8 protein-coding genes and 2 pseudogenes are annotated in these 14803 nt (G+C 72.4%); 6 read left to right on the plus strand and 4 right to left on the minus strand.

Translation table 11 applies throughout. The features are described from left to right. Positions 1–27: 27 nt before the first annotated feature. Entirely contained in the window at positions 28–1593 is a 1566-nt protein-coding gene (locus ACIPFH_RS24625; protein WP_401830213.1) for an AMP-binding protein, read from the minus strand. A 110-nt stretch (positions 1594–1703) separates the two neighbouring features. Beyond that, positions 1704–3374 carry an AMP-binding protein gene (locus tag ACIPFH_RS24630; RefSeq protein WP_401829430.1) on the minus strand — a complete coding sequence of 557 codons (1671 nt, stop codon included), beginning with the start codon at positions 3372–3374 and terminating at the stop codon, positions 1704–1706. 176 nt (positions 3375–3550) lie between these two features. Between ACIPFH_RS24630 and ACIPFH_RS24635 the strand changes: the two genes are divergently transcribed. The 3 genes from ACIPFH_RS24635 (at position 3551) to ACIPFH_RS24645 (ending at position 8537) form a co-directional block, all read left to right on the plus strand. Then, positions 3551–4411, plus strand: coding sequence for a response regulator transcription factor (locus tag ACIPFH_RS24635; protein WP_401829433.1), 861 nt, complete (start codon positions 3551–3553; stop codon positions 4409–4411). A 223-nt stretch (positions 4412–4634) separates the two neighbouring features. Further along, a complete protein-coding gene (locus tag ACIPFH_RS24640; RefSeq protein ID WP_401829434.1) occupies positions 4635–7454 on the plus strand; it encodes an AAA family ATPase in 2820 nt (939 codons plus the stop codon). 291 nt (positions 7455–7745) lie between these two features. Next, positions 7746–8537 carry a S1 family peptidase gene (locus ACIPFH_RS24645; RefSeq protein ID WP_401829436.1) on the plus strand — a complete coding sequence of 264 codons (792 nt, stop codon included), beginning with the start codon at positions 7746–7748 and terminating at the stop codon, positions 8535–8537. A gap of 195 nt (positions 8538–8732) precedes the next feature. Here the strand turns inward: ACIPFH_RS24645 and ACIPFH_RS24650 are convergent, their stop codons facing one another. Continuing rightward, positions 8733–9842: a winged helix DNA-binding domain-containing protein gene (locus ACIPFH_RS24650; RefSeq protein ID WP_401829438.1), complete on the minus strand. Its 1110-nt coding sequence runs from the start codon at positions 9840–9842 to the stop codon at positions 8733–8735. Between the two features lie 392 nt (positions 9843–10234). On the opposite strand from ACIPFH_RS24650, the pseudogene ACIPFH_RS24655 reads away from it, so the two are divergent. Further along, a pseudogene (locus ACIPFH_RS24655) lies at positions 10235–10738 on the plus strand (hypothetical protein); the annotation flags it as partial. Next, a pseudogene (locus tag ACIPFH_RS24660) lies at positions 10690–10851 on the plus strand (RNA-guided endonuclease TnpB family protein); the annotation flags it as partial. The pseudogenes ACIPFH_RS24655 and ACIPFH_RS24660, both read left to right, overlap by 49 nt. Before the next feature lie 34 nt (positions 10852–10885). Here the strand turns inward: ACIPFH_RS24660 and ACIPFH_RS24665 are convergent. Continuing rightward, a complete protein-coding gene (locus ACIPFH_RS24665) occupies positions 10886–12088 on the minus strand; it encodes an SGNH/GDSL hydrolase family protein (RefSeq protein ID WP_401829440.1) in 1203 nt (400 codons plus the stop codon). Positions 12089–12467: 379 nt separating this feature from the next. Here ACIPFH_RS24665 and ACIPFH_RS24670 point away from each other — a divergent pair, with 379 nt between their 5' ends. Next, positions 12468–14684 carry an MMPL family transporter gene (locus ACIPFH_RS24670; protein ID WP_401829442.1) on the plus strand — a complete coding sequence of 739 codons (2217 nt, stop codon included), beginning with the start codon at positions 12468–12470 and terminating at the stop codon, positions 14682–14684. Positions 14685–14803 lie beyond the last annotated feature (119 nt).

Consider the following 14803-nt stretch of genomic DNA (forward strand, 5'->3'; position numbering starts at 1 on the left):
GGGCGACGGCGGCGCCACGCCGAACCGCTAGCGGGCGTACTTCTCCCGCAGCTCGATCTTGCGTACCTTCCCCGAGACGGTCATCGGAAAGGCCTCCATGACCCGCAGCCTGCTCGGGATCTTGTAGTGCGCCAGCCGACCCTCGCAGTGGGCGCGCACCTCCTGGAGCGTCGGCGGGTCCGCCGCGTCGGCCGGGATCACACAGGCGAGGACCTCCTCGCCGTACCTCTCGTGCGGGACGCCGACGACCTGCACGTCCCGGATCTTCGGATGGCCGTAGAGGAACTCCTCGATCTCGCGCGGGTAGATGTTCTCCCCACCCCGGATGATCATGTCCTTGATGCGGCCGACGATCTCGACGTAACCGTCCTCGCGCATCACCGCCAGGTCCCCGGTGTGCATCCAGCGTCCCGCGTCGATCGACTCGGCGGTCTTCTCCGGCTCGTCCCAATAACCGAGCATCACGCTGTAGCCGCGGGTGCACAACTCGCCCGCGCTGCCCCGGGGCCGGGTCACCCCGGTCGCCGGGTCGACGACCTTGATCTCGATGTGCGGCAGGACGCTGCCCACCGTGCCGGTGCGGTGCTCCAGGTCGTCCTCGCGGCGGGTCTGGGTGGAGACGGGCGAGGTCTCGGTCATGCCGTAGCAGATCGACACCTCCGCCATGTTCATCTCGGCGACCACCCGCTTCATCACCTCGGCCGGGCAGGGCGAGCCCGCCATGATGCCGGTGCGCAGGGAGGAGAGGTCGTAGCTCGCGAAGTCGGGGAGGTTCAACTCCGCGATGAACATGGTCGGAACGCCGTACAGGGAGGTGCACCGCTCCCGCTGGACCGCCTCCAGCGTGGCCCTCGGGTCGAAGGACGGGGCCGGGACGACGATGCAGGCGCCGTGCGAGGTGGCCGCGAGGTTTCCCATCACCATGCCGAAGCAGTGGTAGAACGGCACCGGGACGCAGATCCGGTCCTGCTCGCTGTAGGCGATCGACTCGCCCACGAAGTAGCCGTTGTTGAGAATGTTGTGGTGGGAGAGGGTGGCCCCCTTGGGGAAGCCCGTGGTGCCCGAGGTGTACTGGATGTTGACGGGGTCGTCGCAGGACAGTTCGGCCCGTCGCGTGCGGAACTCGTCCCGCAGGTCGGGCGTTCCGCGGCGCAGCATCGCCTCCCAGCTCGGGTCTTGGACGTAGACGGTCTCCCGCAGCCGCGGGCAGCTGCCGCGCACCTCCTCGACCATCGCCCGGTAGTCGCTCGTCCGGTGACTCAGCGAGGCGAACAGCACGGAGATCCCGGCCTGGTTGAGGACGTACTCCACCTCGTGCGTGCGGTACGCCGGGTTGATGTTCACCATGATTGCGCCGATGCGGGCGGTGGCGTACTGGACCAGTACCCACTCGGCGCAGTTGACCGCCCAGATGCCCACCCGGTCGCCCTTGGCGACCCCGCTCGCGAGCAGCGCGTACGACAGCCGGTCGACGTCCGCCACGAACTGACGGTACGTCCAGCGCCGTCCGGACGGCACGTCGACGAGCGCCTCGCGATCCGGCCAACGAGCCGCCGTCCGGTCCAGGTCGGCCCCGATGGTGTCCCCGAGCAGCGCGGTCCCGCTGGTCCCGTGGGCGTACGAGACGGCTTCGCCGGGCGCGTCCGAAGCGGCCCGGCCCCGCGCCCGCGAGGCTCCCCCGCCCTGCGGGTGAGACGCCTCGCTCACCGGAAGTCCTCCTCGCGGTACTCGTCCGCCGAACCCGCCTCGGTCGCCTCCCGCAGCTCGATCCGGCGGATCTTGCCGCTCACCGTCTTGGGCAGCGGGGCGAACTCCAGGCGCCGGACGCGCTTGTAGGGGGCGAGGACCTCACGGGAGTGCTCGAACAGCACCTTCGCGGTGTCGGGGCCCGGCTCCCAGCCCTCGGCGAGGACGACGTACGCCTTGGGCACGGCGAGGCGCAGTGCGTCCGGGGCGGGGACGACGGCCGCCTCGGCGACCGCCTCGTGCTCCAGCAGCGCGCTCTCCAGCTCGAAGGGGCTGATCTTGTAGTCGGAGGCCTTGAAGACGTCGTCGGCCCTGCCCACGTAGGTGAGGTAGCCGTTCTCGTCGCGGCTGCCGATGTCGCCGGTGCGGTAGTAGCCGCCCGCCATCACCTCCGCCGTGCGGTCGGCGTCGCCGTGGTAGCCGGTCATCAGGCCGACCGGCCGGGCCGACAGGTTCAGCGCGATCTCGCCCTCCCGCGCACCCGGCGCGCCCGACACCGGGTCGAGGAGTTCCACCCGGTAGCCGGGGCTCGGCCGGCCCATCGAGCCGGTCTTCAGTTGCTGTCCGGGGCTGTTGGCGATCTGCACGGCCGTCTCGGTCTGACCGAAGCCGTCCCGGACGGTCACCCCCCAGGCGCGGCGCACCTGCTCGATGACCTCGGGATTGAGGGGCTCGCCGGCGGCCACCGCCTCGCGGGGCGGGGTGCGCAGCTGGGTGAGGTCGGCCTGGATGAGCATGCGCCAGACGGTGGGCGGTGCGCAGAAGGTCGTCACCCCCGCCCGGTCCAGCTCGGTCATCAGCCGGGCCGGGTCGAAGCGGGTGTAGTTGTGGATGAAGACGGTCGCTTCGGCGTTCCACGGGGCGAAGAGGTTGGACCAGGCGTGCTTGGCCCAGCCGGGCGAGGAGATGTTGAGGTGCACGTCGCCGGGTCGGAGCCCGATCCAGTACATCGTGGACAGGTGTCCGATCGGGTACGAGGTGTGGGTGTGCTCCACGAGCTTGGGCCGGGCGGTCGTGCCGGAGGTGAAGTACAGCATCAGCGGGTCGTCGGCGAAGGTGGGGCCGTCGGGCGTGAAGCCGGCCGGGGCGGTGTGGGCCTCCTCGAACGGCTCCCAGCCCTCGGGCGCGCCGCCGACCGCGATGCGCCGGTAGTCGCCGGGGACCTCGTCGAACTTGCCGGTGTCCTCGGTCCGGACGAGGACGTGCCGGACGCGGCCGCGCTCCACGCGGTCGGTGAGGTCGGCGGGGCCGAGCAGCGGGGTGGCCGGGATGACGACGGCGCGCAGCTTCATCGCGGCCAGCGCGGTCTCCCAGAGTTCGGCCTGGTTGCCGAGCATGACGAGGATGCGGTCCTCGGCGGCGACCCCGCGCCCGCGCAGCCAGTTCGCGACCCGGTCGGAGCGCTCCGACAGTTCGGCGAAGGTGAGACGGGTCTCGGAGCCGTCCTCCTCCACGATGTGCAGGGCGGTGCGCCCGTTGCCTTCGGCGATGACGTCGAACCAGTCGAGGGCCCAGTTGAAGTGTTCCGGGCGGGGCCACTCGAAGCGCTCGTAGGCGGTGGTGTAGTCCTCGCGGTGTTCCAGCAGGAAGTCGCGGGCTCTGCGGAAACTCTCCGTGGCCGACGTCATCCGTCCTCCTCGCTTGGTGGTCGTGCGTCTGCGGGGCGCTCTCGGTCCCCGCGGCTCACTCCCGTGGTGCCGGACCATTGCCGGGCGGCTCTCTGCCATCGTGTAATCCGTGATGCAGGTCTCACTACCCCCGGACGGGGGTGTGCGGCACCAAGCCGCGCGGAAAGGGCGAGAACGTGGCGGCAGACGCGGCCGGAACGGTGGAGATTCGCGGTGCGCTGGCACGGCTGCGACGCGCGACGGGACTGCCGGTCGCCTTCGGCGGCCTGGTGGAGCCGGGGCGGCAGCGGATGCGCATCAGCGAGTTCAGCGGGGCGGCCGGTCTCGCGCTGCGCGGGCTGGCGGTGACCTCGGGCAACGGTCTCGGCGGCAAGGCGGTGGCGCTGGCCCGCCCGTGCGCCGTGACCGACTACTCCGTGTCCCGGCAGATCAGTCACGAGTACGACGCGGCCGTCGCCGAGGAGGGCCTGCGTTCGGTGCTGGCGATCCCGGTGATCGTACGGCGCCGGGTGCGCGGGGTGCTGTACGGCGCCCTGCGGACGGCCCAGCCGCTCGGCGACCGGACGCTGACGGCGGCGATGCAGGCGGCGCGGGACGTGGAGCAGGCGCTGGTGGTCGGGGACGAGGCGCGCGACCTGCTGTCGGCGGCCCGGCCGTGCGACGCGCGTGCCGAGCCGGGTCCGAGCACCGGCACGGGGGCCGACCGGGAGCAGGTGCGCGAGGCGCACACGGCCCTGCGCGCCCTGGCCCCGCGGATCTCCGACCCGGTCCTGCGCGCCGAGCTCCTCGCGGTCTGCGGGCTGCTGGCCCCGAGGGGGCCGGAGCGGCCGGCCGGGCGGCCGGTCGTGCTGGCCCCGCGTGAGCTGGACGTGCTGGCGTGCGTGGCGGCGGGGGCGACCAACGCGGCGGCCGCCGAGCGGCTGGGGCTGCGCCCGGAGACGGTGAAGGGCTATCTGCGGTCGGCGATGCGCAGGCTGGGCGCGCGGACCCGGGGAGAGGCGGTGGTCGCCGCCCGCAGGGCGGGTCTGCTGCCCTGAACGCGGGGCGCGCAACACGCCCGTAGCGCGCACAGGGCAAGATGCCGGGGAGCACCGATCACATCAAGCCAGGGAGGCCCCTCACGACAAGCGTCCATTCATTCATCGCCGCCATGAATTTCCCTATGCGGCACGTTGTTATATGCCTCACCACGCCGTGCCTCCGAATTTCAAAGGGACGTTGCCTAGAATTTGGCCCGGACACGACACTCGGAGGGGAGCGGTGACCGTGCGACGGGACTTCAAGGAGCCTGCCAGATGCCGCCCCGACCTGGTCATCGGCAGGGACGAGCTGTTCACGGCCGCCCAGGACCAGCTGGCGCGCGGCGGCAGTGTGCTGCTGCACGGCCCGGCCGGAATAGGAAAGTCGACCGTGCTGCGGGCATTGGCCGCGGATTACGGCGAGGCGGCACGCACCGTCCTGCGCTGCTCGGCGACCGAGTCCGAATCCCACCTCCCGTTCCTGGCCCTGGCGGACCTCTTCGGCCTCGTCCTGGACGAGATCTCGGACAAGCTCCCCGCCGCCCAGCGCACCGCCCTGGAGTCGGCGCTCACCGGCCGCGGCGAATCGACTCTGCAACGCGACGGCCTCGCCCTGCGCCTGGCCGTGCTGTCGGCCCTGCGCGCCCTCGCCGCCGAGGGTCCCGTCCTGCTCGTCGCCGACGACCTCCAGTGGCTGGACTCGGCCAGCGCCGAACTCCTCGGCTTCGCCGCCCGCCGCCTCGGCGACACCCCCGTCCAGCTGCTGTGCGCGGTGCGGACGGAGGAACAGGAGTACGACCGTCATCTACGCGCGTCCCCGCCCGACACCCTGGCCGTCCGCCTCAACCCTCTCTCCCGCGCCCAGGTCTCCGCGCTGCTCGACCACCGCGGCTACACCGACCTGCCCCGCTCGACGATGCGGGAGATCCACCGCACCAGCGGCGGCAACCCCCTCTTCGCCCTGGAACTGGGCCGCGCCCTCGGCGAGAGCCAGACGCCGCCCCGGCCGGGCGAGCCCCTGCCGGTGCCGACCTCGCTGCGCGCCCTGGTCCTCAGCCGCCTCGACATGCTGTCCGACGAGGCCCGCCGCACCCTGCTGGTGGCCAGCGCCGGAGCCCGCCCCACGCTGGCCCTGCTGCACGCGGCCGGCCGCGAGAACGCCGAGGCCGAGACCGCGCAGGCGGCTGCGCTCGGGCTGCTGGCGACGGAGCCCGAGGGACCGGCCGTACGGTTCGCGCATCCGCTGATCTCGGCCGCGCTGTACGCCGAGGCGCCCGCCCACGAGCGCCGGGCCGCGCACGCCGCGCTGTCCACCGCCGCCTCCGATCCGATCGAGCGGGCCCGCAACCTCGCCCTGGCCACCACCGGCACCGACCCGGAGGTGGCCGCCCGGCTCGCCGAGGCCGCCGCGCTCGCCCGCGACCGGGGCGCCCCCTCGGTCGCCGCCTCCCTCGGACTGCTCGCCGCCCGGCACACCCCGCCGGACGGCGCCCCCGCCCCGGACGAACACCGGCTGCGGGCCGCCGAGGACGCGATCACCGCCGGCGAGGTGGACCTGGGACGCGACATCGCGCGCGAGGTGCTGACCCGGGCCACCGTGCCCGCCGACCGGATCCGCGCCTGGGAGGTGGTCATCGAGGCGGCCGGGCAGGCCCTCGGTGACGTCGACGCCGTCTTTCCGCAGGCCCTCGCCGACGCCGGCGACGACCCCCGGCTGCTCGCCCTGGTCCACTACCACCTCGCCTGGCGCAAGCTGATCGTCGAGGGCGACTTCTCCGAGGCCCGGCAGGAGGCCGCGCACGCGGCGGAGCTGGCCGCGCGCGGCGACGACCGGCGCACCGAGCTGATGGCGTTGTCGTTCCAGTCCTCCACCGAGACCCTCATGGGCCATCCGAACGCCCCCGCGACCATCAAGCGGGCGCTGAAGGAGCCTCAGGACCCCTACGTGGCCTGCCATCACAACGGTGTCGGCGCGGCCCGGTTCCGCTGGCTGATGATGAGCGACCAGCTCCCCGAGGCCCGGTCGACCATCACCACGCTGCTGCGCGAGGTGCGCCGGCGCGGCATGGTCGAGAGCGAGGTGCACTTCCAGCGCTTCCTCGCCGAGACCGAGCTGCGCTCCGGGCACTGCGGACGCGCCCTCGACCTGGCCCGCGAGAGCCTCAGGCTGGCCCGGGACTCCGGCATCGGTCTGGGCGCCTCCGCGATGCTGACCTCCCTCGCCGAGGCTTCCGGCGGCGACGTCGACCGGGCGCTGGCGCTGGCCCGGGAGGCGGCGGAGCGCGCCGAGGAGGACGGCGACCAGATGTACCTCTCGCGCGCCCTGGCCGCGCTGGGCCACGCCCAGCTGGTGGCCGGGGACGCGGCGGGCGCGGTCGGCTCGCTGCGCCGGGTGCGCGAGCTCGAGGCAGGACTGCGCATCACCGACCCGGCACGCGGCCGCTGGCACGGCGACCTCGCCGAGGCGCTGGTCCGGGTCGGCGAGCCGGGCGAGGCGCAGGACGTCATCGACGTGACGCGCGAGCACGCGCTCCGGCTCGGCCGGGAGAGCGTGCTGGCGGTGCTGGACCGGTCGGAGGCCATGGTGCGGGCGGCGCTCGGCGACCACGAGGCGGCACTGTCCCGGCTGACGTCCGTTCAGGACCGCCTCGCCAAGCTCGGGTACGGCCTGGAGGAGGCACGGGCGGCGTTCGAGCTGGCCCGGCTGCGCACCGGGCGGCCGGGGCCGACGTCGTACGACGAGGCGGCGCGGCTGTTCCGGCGGTGCCGGGCGCTGCCCTGGCTGCGTCAGGTGGACGCGGCGATCGCGGCGGGCGCTCCGGCGGCGGTCGCCGTTCCCCCGCGGACGGCTCCCCCGGCCGACGCGCTGGAGGGGCTCGCCTCGATGGAACGTCAGGTCGCCGCACTCGTCATGGAGGGCGCGACCAACCGGGAGATCGCCGCGCGGCTGTTCATCAGCGTCAAGACGGTCGAGGCGACCCTGACCCGGGTCTACCGCAAGCTGGGGATCCGTTCGCGGGTGGACATCGTCCGACTGGCGGCGGGGCGCCACGCGAAGTGAGGAATCCACGGGTTAACTGCCCCTCAGGGGCTCACTGCCCTCTGTGGGTTCTGCGTCCCGCGCGGCGGGTCACCTGAGCGCCCCCTCGGCGGCGACTGTGGGTTCCCTGGGACGACCGAGGGTTTTCCCTGCCCCAACTCCCTTAGGGGGTTCCCTCATTGGGGGAAACGGGTGCCGGGTCCTAGCTTAAGGGACGTGCCGCTCGCCGGGCACACGGGGGTCGGTCCCGCGACCCCCGTGCAACCCCCACACCCGCGCGACCCCCCACCGGCAATCCCACCGAGGAGATCCATGTTCGGGCCCAACCGGTTCAAGAAGACCGCCGCCGTCCTCGCGGCGACCGCCGCGGCGGCGGCGACCGCACTGCTCAGCGCCCCCACCGCTGTCGCAGCGCCCCAGCCGATCGTCGGCGGCACGACGACCACGACCACGACGTACCCGTTCATGATGCAGATCACGGACGCCTCGCAGAACCAGTTCTGCGGCGGCACCCTCGTCTCGGCGACGAAGGTGGTCACAGCCGCCCACTGCATGGTCGGCGAGACCACGAGCAGTGTGCGCGTCGTCGGTGGGCGCACCTACCTCAACGGCACCAACGGCACGGTCAGCCGGGTCAGCAAGATCTGGATCAACCCGAGCTACACGGACGCCACCAACGGCGACGACGTGGCCGTCCTGACCCTGTCGACGTCGATGCCGTACACCACGGCGTCGTACGTCTCCTCGTCCCAGACCGGCGTGTACGCGGCCGGCACCACCGCCCGCATCATCGGCTGGGGCACCACCTCGGAGAACGGCAGCTCCTCCAACCAGCTGCGGACCGCGACCGTCCCGATCGTGTCCGACACCAGCTGCAAGAGCTCCTACGGTTCCGACTTCGTCGCGACCGACATGGTTTGCGCCGGATACACATCCGGCGGCGTAGACACCTGCCAGGGCGACAGCGGCGGTCCCCTGCTCATCGGGGGCGTCCTGGCAGGGATCACTTCTTGGGGCGAGGGCTGCGCGGAGGCCGGTTACCCGGGTGTGTACACCCGGCTGACCACCTTCTCCAGTCTGGTGACGACGCAGGTCAACTCGTAGTCACCCGGTAACAGCCTCCAAGAACTCCTGAGTATCCCTCAGGGAACGACCGGGGGGCGCTGCGAGCCTCCACGAGCGGCCCGCAGCGCCCCCTATCCAAGCCCTCACCGGTCCCCGGTGGGGGCTCCCGGCGTCTCCGGCGCTTCGTTCTCCTTCTTCGCCCGTTCCCCCTTCCGGCCGCCGGCCTGCCGGTGGTCATGGCCTAACGACGGTGCCGAACCGGATGTCGTTGGGCCCGCCCGGGTGCATCGCGGCCAGCATCCGCTCGCCCTCCGTGGCCACGTCCTGCCGCTGGGCCTTGGTCAGGGTGCCGAAGGGCTCGACGACCAGGGCGTCCCGCTCCAGTCGCCACAGGCCCGCCAAGAAGCCGTCGACGAGGAGGGTGCAGTACGCCTGGTTGCCCTGCCAGGCGCGGCCCCAATACGCGGACGGGACGACCCGGGTGCGGTCGGCGTGCGACAGCAGGAGGTTGTCGAACTCGGGGAGGAAGCGGGGCGGGGCCGGGGTCAGGGGGTCGGGACGCGGGGCGTCGGGGAGGTCGAAGAGTTCGACGCCGTGCTCGTCCCGGAAGGCGAGGAGCCGCGGGCGGAGGCGCTCGAAGGCCTCGCGCAGCCGGGTCAGCCCGGCCCAGGTCTGCATGTCCTTGACGGAGGCCGGGCCGAAGGCCGCCAGATAGCGCAGGACCACGGAGTCCGGCGTCGGGGCCGGTTCCGCGGGGCGGCCCAGCCAGTGCTCGGCGGTGGTGAGCGCGACCTGTCCGCTCCTGCCCCACAGTCCACGCGGGGTCACCTGGACGAGGGGCAGCCGGCAGCGGGCGGCGACCGCGAGGGACTGCGGGTCGGCGTCGGGCCACTGGGCGGAGAGCGCCTCGCGCAGCTGCTTCATGGTGCGCGGCTCGGCCTCGACCAGATCGCGGGCGAGGGCGGCGAGCCGGTCGAGGTCGACTCCGACGAGACCCTTGCGGAAGTACGTCAGCTCCCGGTCGCGGGCGGGCTGGACGAGCGGCCGGAGCGTGAGGCAGTCGTCGGCGGTGTGGGTGTGGATGGTGGAGCGCATGCTGACGATGCGGACGACCGAGCGGTCGGCCATCAGCGTCGACAGCCGCTCGGGGACGAAGCCTTCGAGACGGGCGGCGAGCGCGTAGTACGGCGGCTTGGCGTTCTGCGCCTGGAGCCCGAGCAGGTGCTCCACCGCGGCCCCCGCGGACAGCGGAGAGGGCCGCAGCAACAGCTGCCGCTCGAGGGTGGCGCGGTTGAGTGCACGGGCGCCGAGCACGGGGGCCGCCGGATGCGTCGTCTTCGTCATGTACGGCAAGCTAACCGGGCTTGCGGACACCTTCCGTCCGCAACGCACCCGCGGGCGCGGACCGGTTCCCAGGACGGCCGGCCGCACGGGGGCCGAATACCCGCGGCCACCGCCCGACGTCCGACGCCGGTCCGGGGCGGCCTCCGGCAGGAACAATAGCGTTCACTCCTCATCCATTGCAACGGTCAAGGCCTGGGTCCGTTGCGTTACCCTCAGGCCTATTGCAACGATTTCATGGCTTCTAGCTGGCATTTCGCAGATGGCATGCAACAAATACGTTGCCGTACCTTCGAATGCAACGTAGCGTTTCCATCACAGGAAACAACAGCTCGCCGATCTCGCGGTTCGAGGGGTGCGCGTGTCGCGGAGTGAGCGACAAAAGGGGGCGGGTCATGGAAACAGTGGAAACAGCGCAGAGCCGGGAGCAGACGGCATCCGGAGCGTTCGCCCGCTTCGTGCTCTGCGGCGGCGGAACAGGCCTCGCCTCCAGCTTCGCCGTGGCCGGCCTCGCCTCCTGGCTTCCCTGGGCCCTGGCCAACGCCCTGATCACCGTGGCCTCCACGCTCCTCGCCACCGAGCTGCACGCCCGCTTCACCTTCGGCGCGAGCGGGCGCGCGACCTGCCGCCAGCACGCGCAGTCGGCCGGGTCCGCCGCAGCGGCGTACGCGGTGACCTGCGTGGCGATGATTGTCCTGCGGCAGCTGGTGGCCGCCCCCGACGCGCTGCTCGAGCAGCTCGTCTACCTGTCCGCCTCCGCACTCGCCGGTGTCGCGCGGTTCGCGGTGCTGCGCCTCGTCGTCTTCGCGCGGAACACGGACCGCCGCGGGCGGCCTCCGGGCACCCCTGCGCTCTGCCCCTGGGTGAGCGCACCTACACCTGCACCGCGTGCAAGAGCGTGTCCCCACGGGACAAGAACTCCGCACGCGTCATGCTCATCCGGGCTGGTCTCAACCCGGCTGGTGCCGAGGGCGCAAGACCTCCTGGAGCGCTGCTCCAGGAGGCAGCCTGAGCCAGGACTCCCCTCCCTTCAGGGAGGGGAGGATTCAACGGAGCGCCCCCTCCTCGCCGAACGACAGGGGCAGGAAACGCTCGGCCATGCGGGCGTAGCCGGCCGCGTTCGGGTGCAGGCCGTCCGGGAGGTCGGCGACGTCGTCGGGCCCGAACAGCGTTGTCCCGTCGACGAGTCGGAGCCGGTCGTCGCCGCTCCTACGGCGCTGCTCGACGTGCCGGCCCAGCAACTCGCGGATGCGGGTGAGCGTGAGCGCGCCGAGCGCGAGTTCGGCGGGCCGGTCGAAGGTGCGGACCATCGCGTCGGGGCCCGCCGGCGTGGGGCCGGGCCGCTGCTCGGCGGCCGGACAGACGATGGGGCTGATGACCAGCACCGGCGTGTCCGGATGCCCGTCGCGGATCGTGTCGAGGAACCCGTGGAACGCCGGTACGAAAGTCCGCTCCCGCATGCTGTCGGCGTTGACCACGTTGATGCCCAGTTCGAGGCTGATCGCGCTCGCGGGAAGGTCGCGGACGGCGCGGGCCATGAACGGGTCGAGCTGGCACTGTCCGCCGAGGCCCAGGTTGAGCAGGGACCGGCCGGCGGAGCGGGCCACGACGGCCGGCCAGGTGGAGGTCGGACGGCCCGCGTCCGCGCACTGGCTGATGGAGCTGCCGTAGTGCACCCACAGCGGGCCGCTCGCCGGGGCCGGGCGCAAGGACGCCCCGTCCGGGATCCGTACGTCGAGCAGCGTGCAGGCCGGGGTGACGGGCAGCCAGATCTCCACGCGTCGTTCGCGGGCCCGCGAGCCCAGGCGGAACCGCACGGTGGCGGGCCCGGCCGGCCGGTCCTCCAGGGCACCGGTGGCGGGGTCCAGGAAGATCAGGCTCTGTTCCGTCGCCACCACCGGCTCGCGCAGTTCACCGTCGACCACCAGGTCGAAGACACTGCCGGCCGACGGCATCCCCGGTGGGAGGACCACGCGCAGCCGCGCGTCGAGCTCGAGCTCGGTGGCGTCCGTGAGCATCTCCAGCCGCACTCCGGACGGCACGGCGCTGCTGAAGTCGAAGGCGCTGTCGGCCAACTGCGCACGTCCCCGCTCCGGCGAACGGTGCAGGGTGACTCCGGCGGGTTGGGCGGGTTCCGTGGGTTCGGTGGGTTCGGTGGGATCGGTGGGATCGGTGGGTTCGGTGGGTTCGGTGGTCTTCCCGAGCGCGCCGACGACACAGTCGAGCGCGAGATCGAGGACGGAATGCACGAAGGGACCTCTCGACGGGGCGCGGCAGGGTCGGATCAGTCGGGCCGGTTGAGTCGGGTCGGTTGAGTCGGGTCGGTTGAGTCGGGTCGGTTTGACCAGGTCGCTTGATTGAGTCAGGTCAGGTCAGTCGTAGTTCTTTGTCCGCCATTCGTCGCGCCAGTCCACGACGGCCGTCTCCGTGTCGAAGCGCACGGGCACGCGTGCGGGTTCCGGACTCCTTCCCGAGCGGTACGCGGTGCTCCTCCTGGAGGAGGACGCAAGCCCGTCGGCTCGTGCAGCGGCACCAGGCGGGAGTGCCAGCACGGGCACGATGCCCCGGCGCACCCCCTCGGGCCAGGCTGGACGTCCACCCGAACCCATACCTGGAGATCCGTTTCCCTTGGCTACCTTGCTCTACCGGATGGGCCGGACCGCCTTCCAGCGGCGCTGGCTCGTGACGCTGTTGTGGGCGGTGATCCTCGGCGCCGTCGGTCTCGGCGCCGCCAAGGCGCCGGCCGCCTCCGACGACGGCACGTCCTTCATGCCCGGCATCGAGGCGCAGCAGGCCTTCGACCTGATCGGAGAACGTTTCCCCGGCTCGGACGCCAATGGCGCGAACGCGCGGATCGTGTTCGTCGCGCCCGACGGGGAGAAGGTGACCGCGGCCGGTCACCGTGCCGCCGTCGACACGCTCGTGGCGGAGGCCGCCGACGAACCTCAGGTCGACAGTGCCGTGAACCCGTTCACGGCGGGTGCCGTCAGCAAGGACGGCACGACCGCCTACGCCACGGTGAACTACAAGGTCAAGGCCGACGACCTCACCGACGCCGACAAGGCCGCGCTGGAGAAGGCCGTCGACGAGGTCCGTGACTCCGGGCTCACGGTCGAGGTCGGCGGTACCGCACTCGCCACCCAGCCGGCGGCGGGCGGGTCCTCGGAGGCCATCGGCATCGCCCTGGCCGCCGTCGTCCTGCTGATCACCTTCGGCTCGCTCGCGGCCGCCGGCCTGCCGCTGCTCACCGCCGTCATCGGCGTCGGCATCAGCATGGCCTCGATCATGGCCCTCGGCAGCGCCTTCGGGCTGTCCCTGACCACCGGGACGCTCGCCACGATGCTGGGGCTGGCGGTGGGCATCGACTACGCCCTCTTCGTGGTCTCCCGTTACCGGGAGGAGCGCGCGAACGGTCATGTTCCGCGCGAGGCGGCCGGCCTCGCGGTCGGCACGGCCGGCTCCGCCGTGGTCTTCGCCGGACTCACCGTCGTCATCGCGCTGGCCGGCCTGTCGGTGGTCGGCGTTCCGATGCTGACCAAGATGGGCCTGTGCGCCGCGGGCGCCGTGGTCGTCGCCGTCCTGATCGCCCTCACCCTGGTCCCCGCACTGCTCGGCATGTGGCCCGAAGCCGTGCTCTCCCGCGCCACGCGCAAGGGCCGCGCCGTGTCCGAGCCGGCCGGCAACGGCGGTTCCCGGTGGGCACGCTTCGTGCTGCGCCGCCCGGTGGCCGTGCTGGTGGCGTGCGTCGCGGGACTGGGCGCCCTGGCGCTGCCCGCCACGCAGCTGGAGATGGGCATGCCGGGGGCCGAGTCCAAGCCCGTCTCGTCGACGGAACGACGGGCCTACGACGCGCTCGCGGACGGCTTCGGGGCGGGTTTCAACGGGCCGCTGACGATCGTCGCGGACGTCAGGGGTTCGGCCGGACCCGAGGCGGCCGTGCAGGCGATCGCCCGGGAGATCGGCGCGACCCGCGGGGTGGTGTCCGTCTCCGCCGCGCAGTTCAACCGGGCCGGTGACACCGCGCTGTTCTCGGCGGTTCCGGCCACCGGTCCGAACGACGAGGACACCAAGGACCTCGTCGAGACGATCCGCTCGGAACGCCCGGACCTCGAGCGGGAGACCGGGGCGACGTTCGAGGTCACCGGCAGCACCGCGATGAACATCGACGTGGCGCAGGCCCTCCAGGCCGCACTCGTCCCCTACCTGGCCGTCATCGTCGTCCTGGCGCTGCTCCTGCTGCTGGTGGTCTTCCGTTCCGTGCTGGTGCCCGTGAAGGCCGCCTTCGGCTTCCTGCTGTCGGTGCTGGCCTCCCTCGGCGCGGTCGTGGCCGTCTTCCAGTGGGGCTGGGGCGCGGAGCTGCTGGGGGTGGAGCAGACCGGTCCGGTCATGAGCCTGATGCCGATCTTCCTGGTGGGCATCGTCTTCGGCCTGGCCATGGACTACGAGGTGTTCCTGGTGGCCCGGATGCGGGAGGCGTACGTCCACGGGGACCGCGCTCCCCAGGCGGTCGTCACCGGCTTCCGGCACAGTGCGCGGGTGGTGGCGGCCGCGGCGGTGATCATGATCGCGGTCTTCTCCGGATTCATGGGCGCCGACGAGTCGATGATCAAGACCATCGGCTTCGGTCTCGCCGTCGCCGTGCTGTTCGACGCCTTCGTCGTCCGCATGGCGCTCGTGCCCGCGGTGCTGGCCCTGCTCGGCGACAAGGCGTGGTGGCTGCCCAGGTGGCTGGACCGGCTGCTGCCGCAGGTCGACGTCGAGGGCGTCGGGCTCACCGCGCCGCCGGCGCCCACCGCCGGACGGGCGGGCGGCGAGCCCGCGCCCAAGGAACCGGCCCGCACCTGAGCCCCGCACCCCCCTGTGGCCGCAGGACACCGGGAGGACAGGTCGCGGCGCCCGGCACGACGGCGTCGCGACCCGCGCCGTGTGCCGGCCCGCGATGTGTGAGCATGTCTGTCCCCCGA

The sequence above is a fragment of the Streptomyces sp. NPDC088157 genome (assembly GCF_044741545.1).
Taxonomy (GTDB): Bacteria; Actinomycetota; Actinomycetes; order Streptomycetales; family Streptomycetaceae; genus Streptomyces.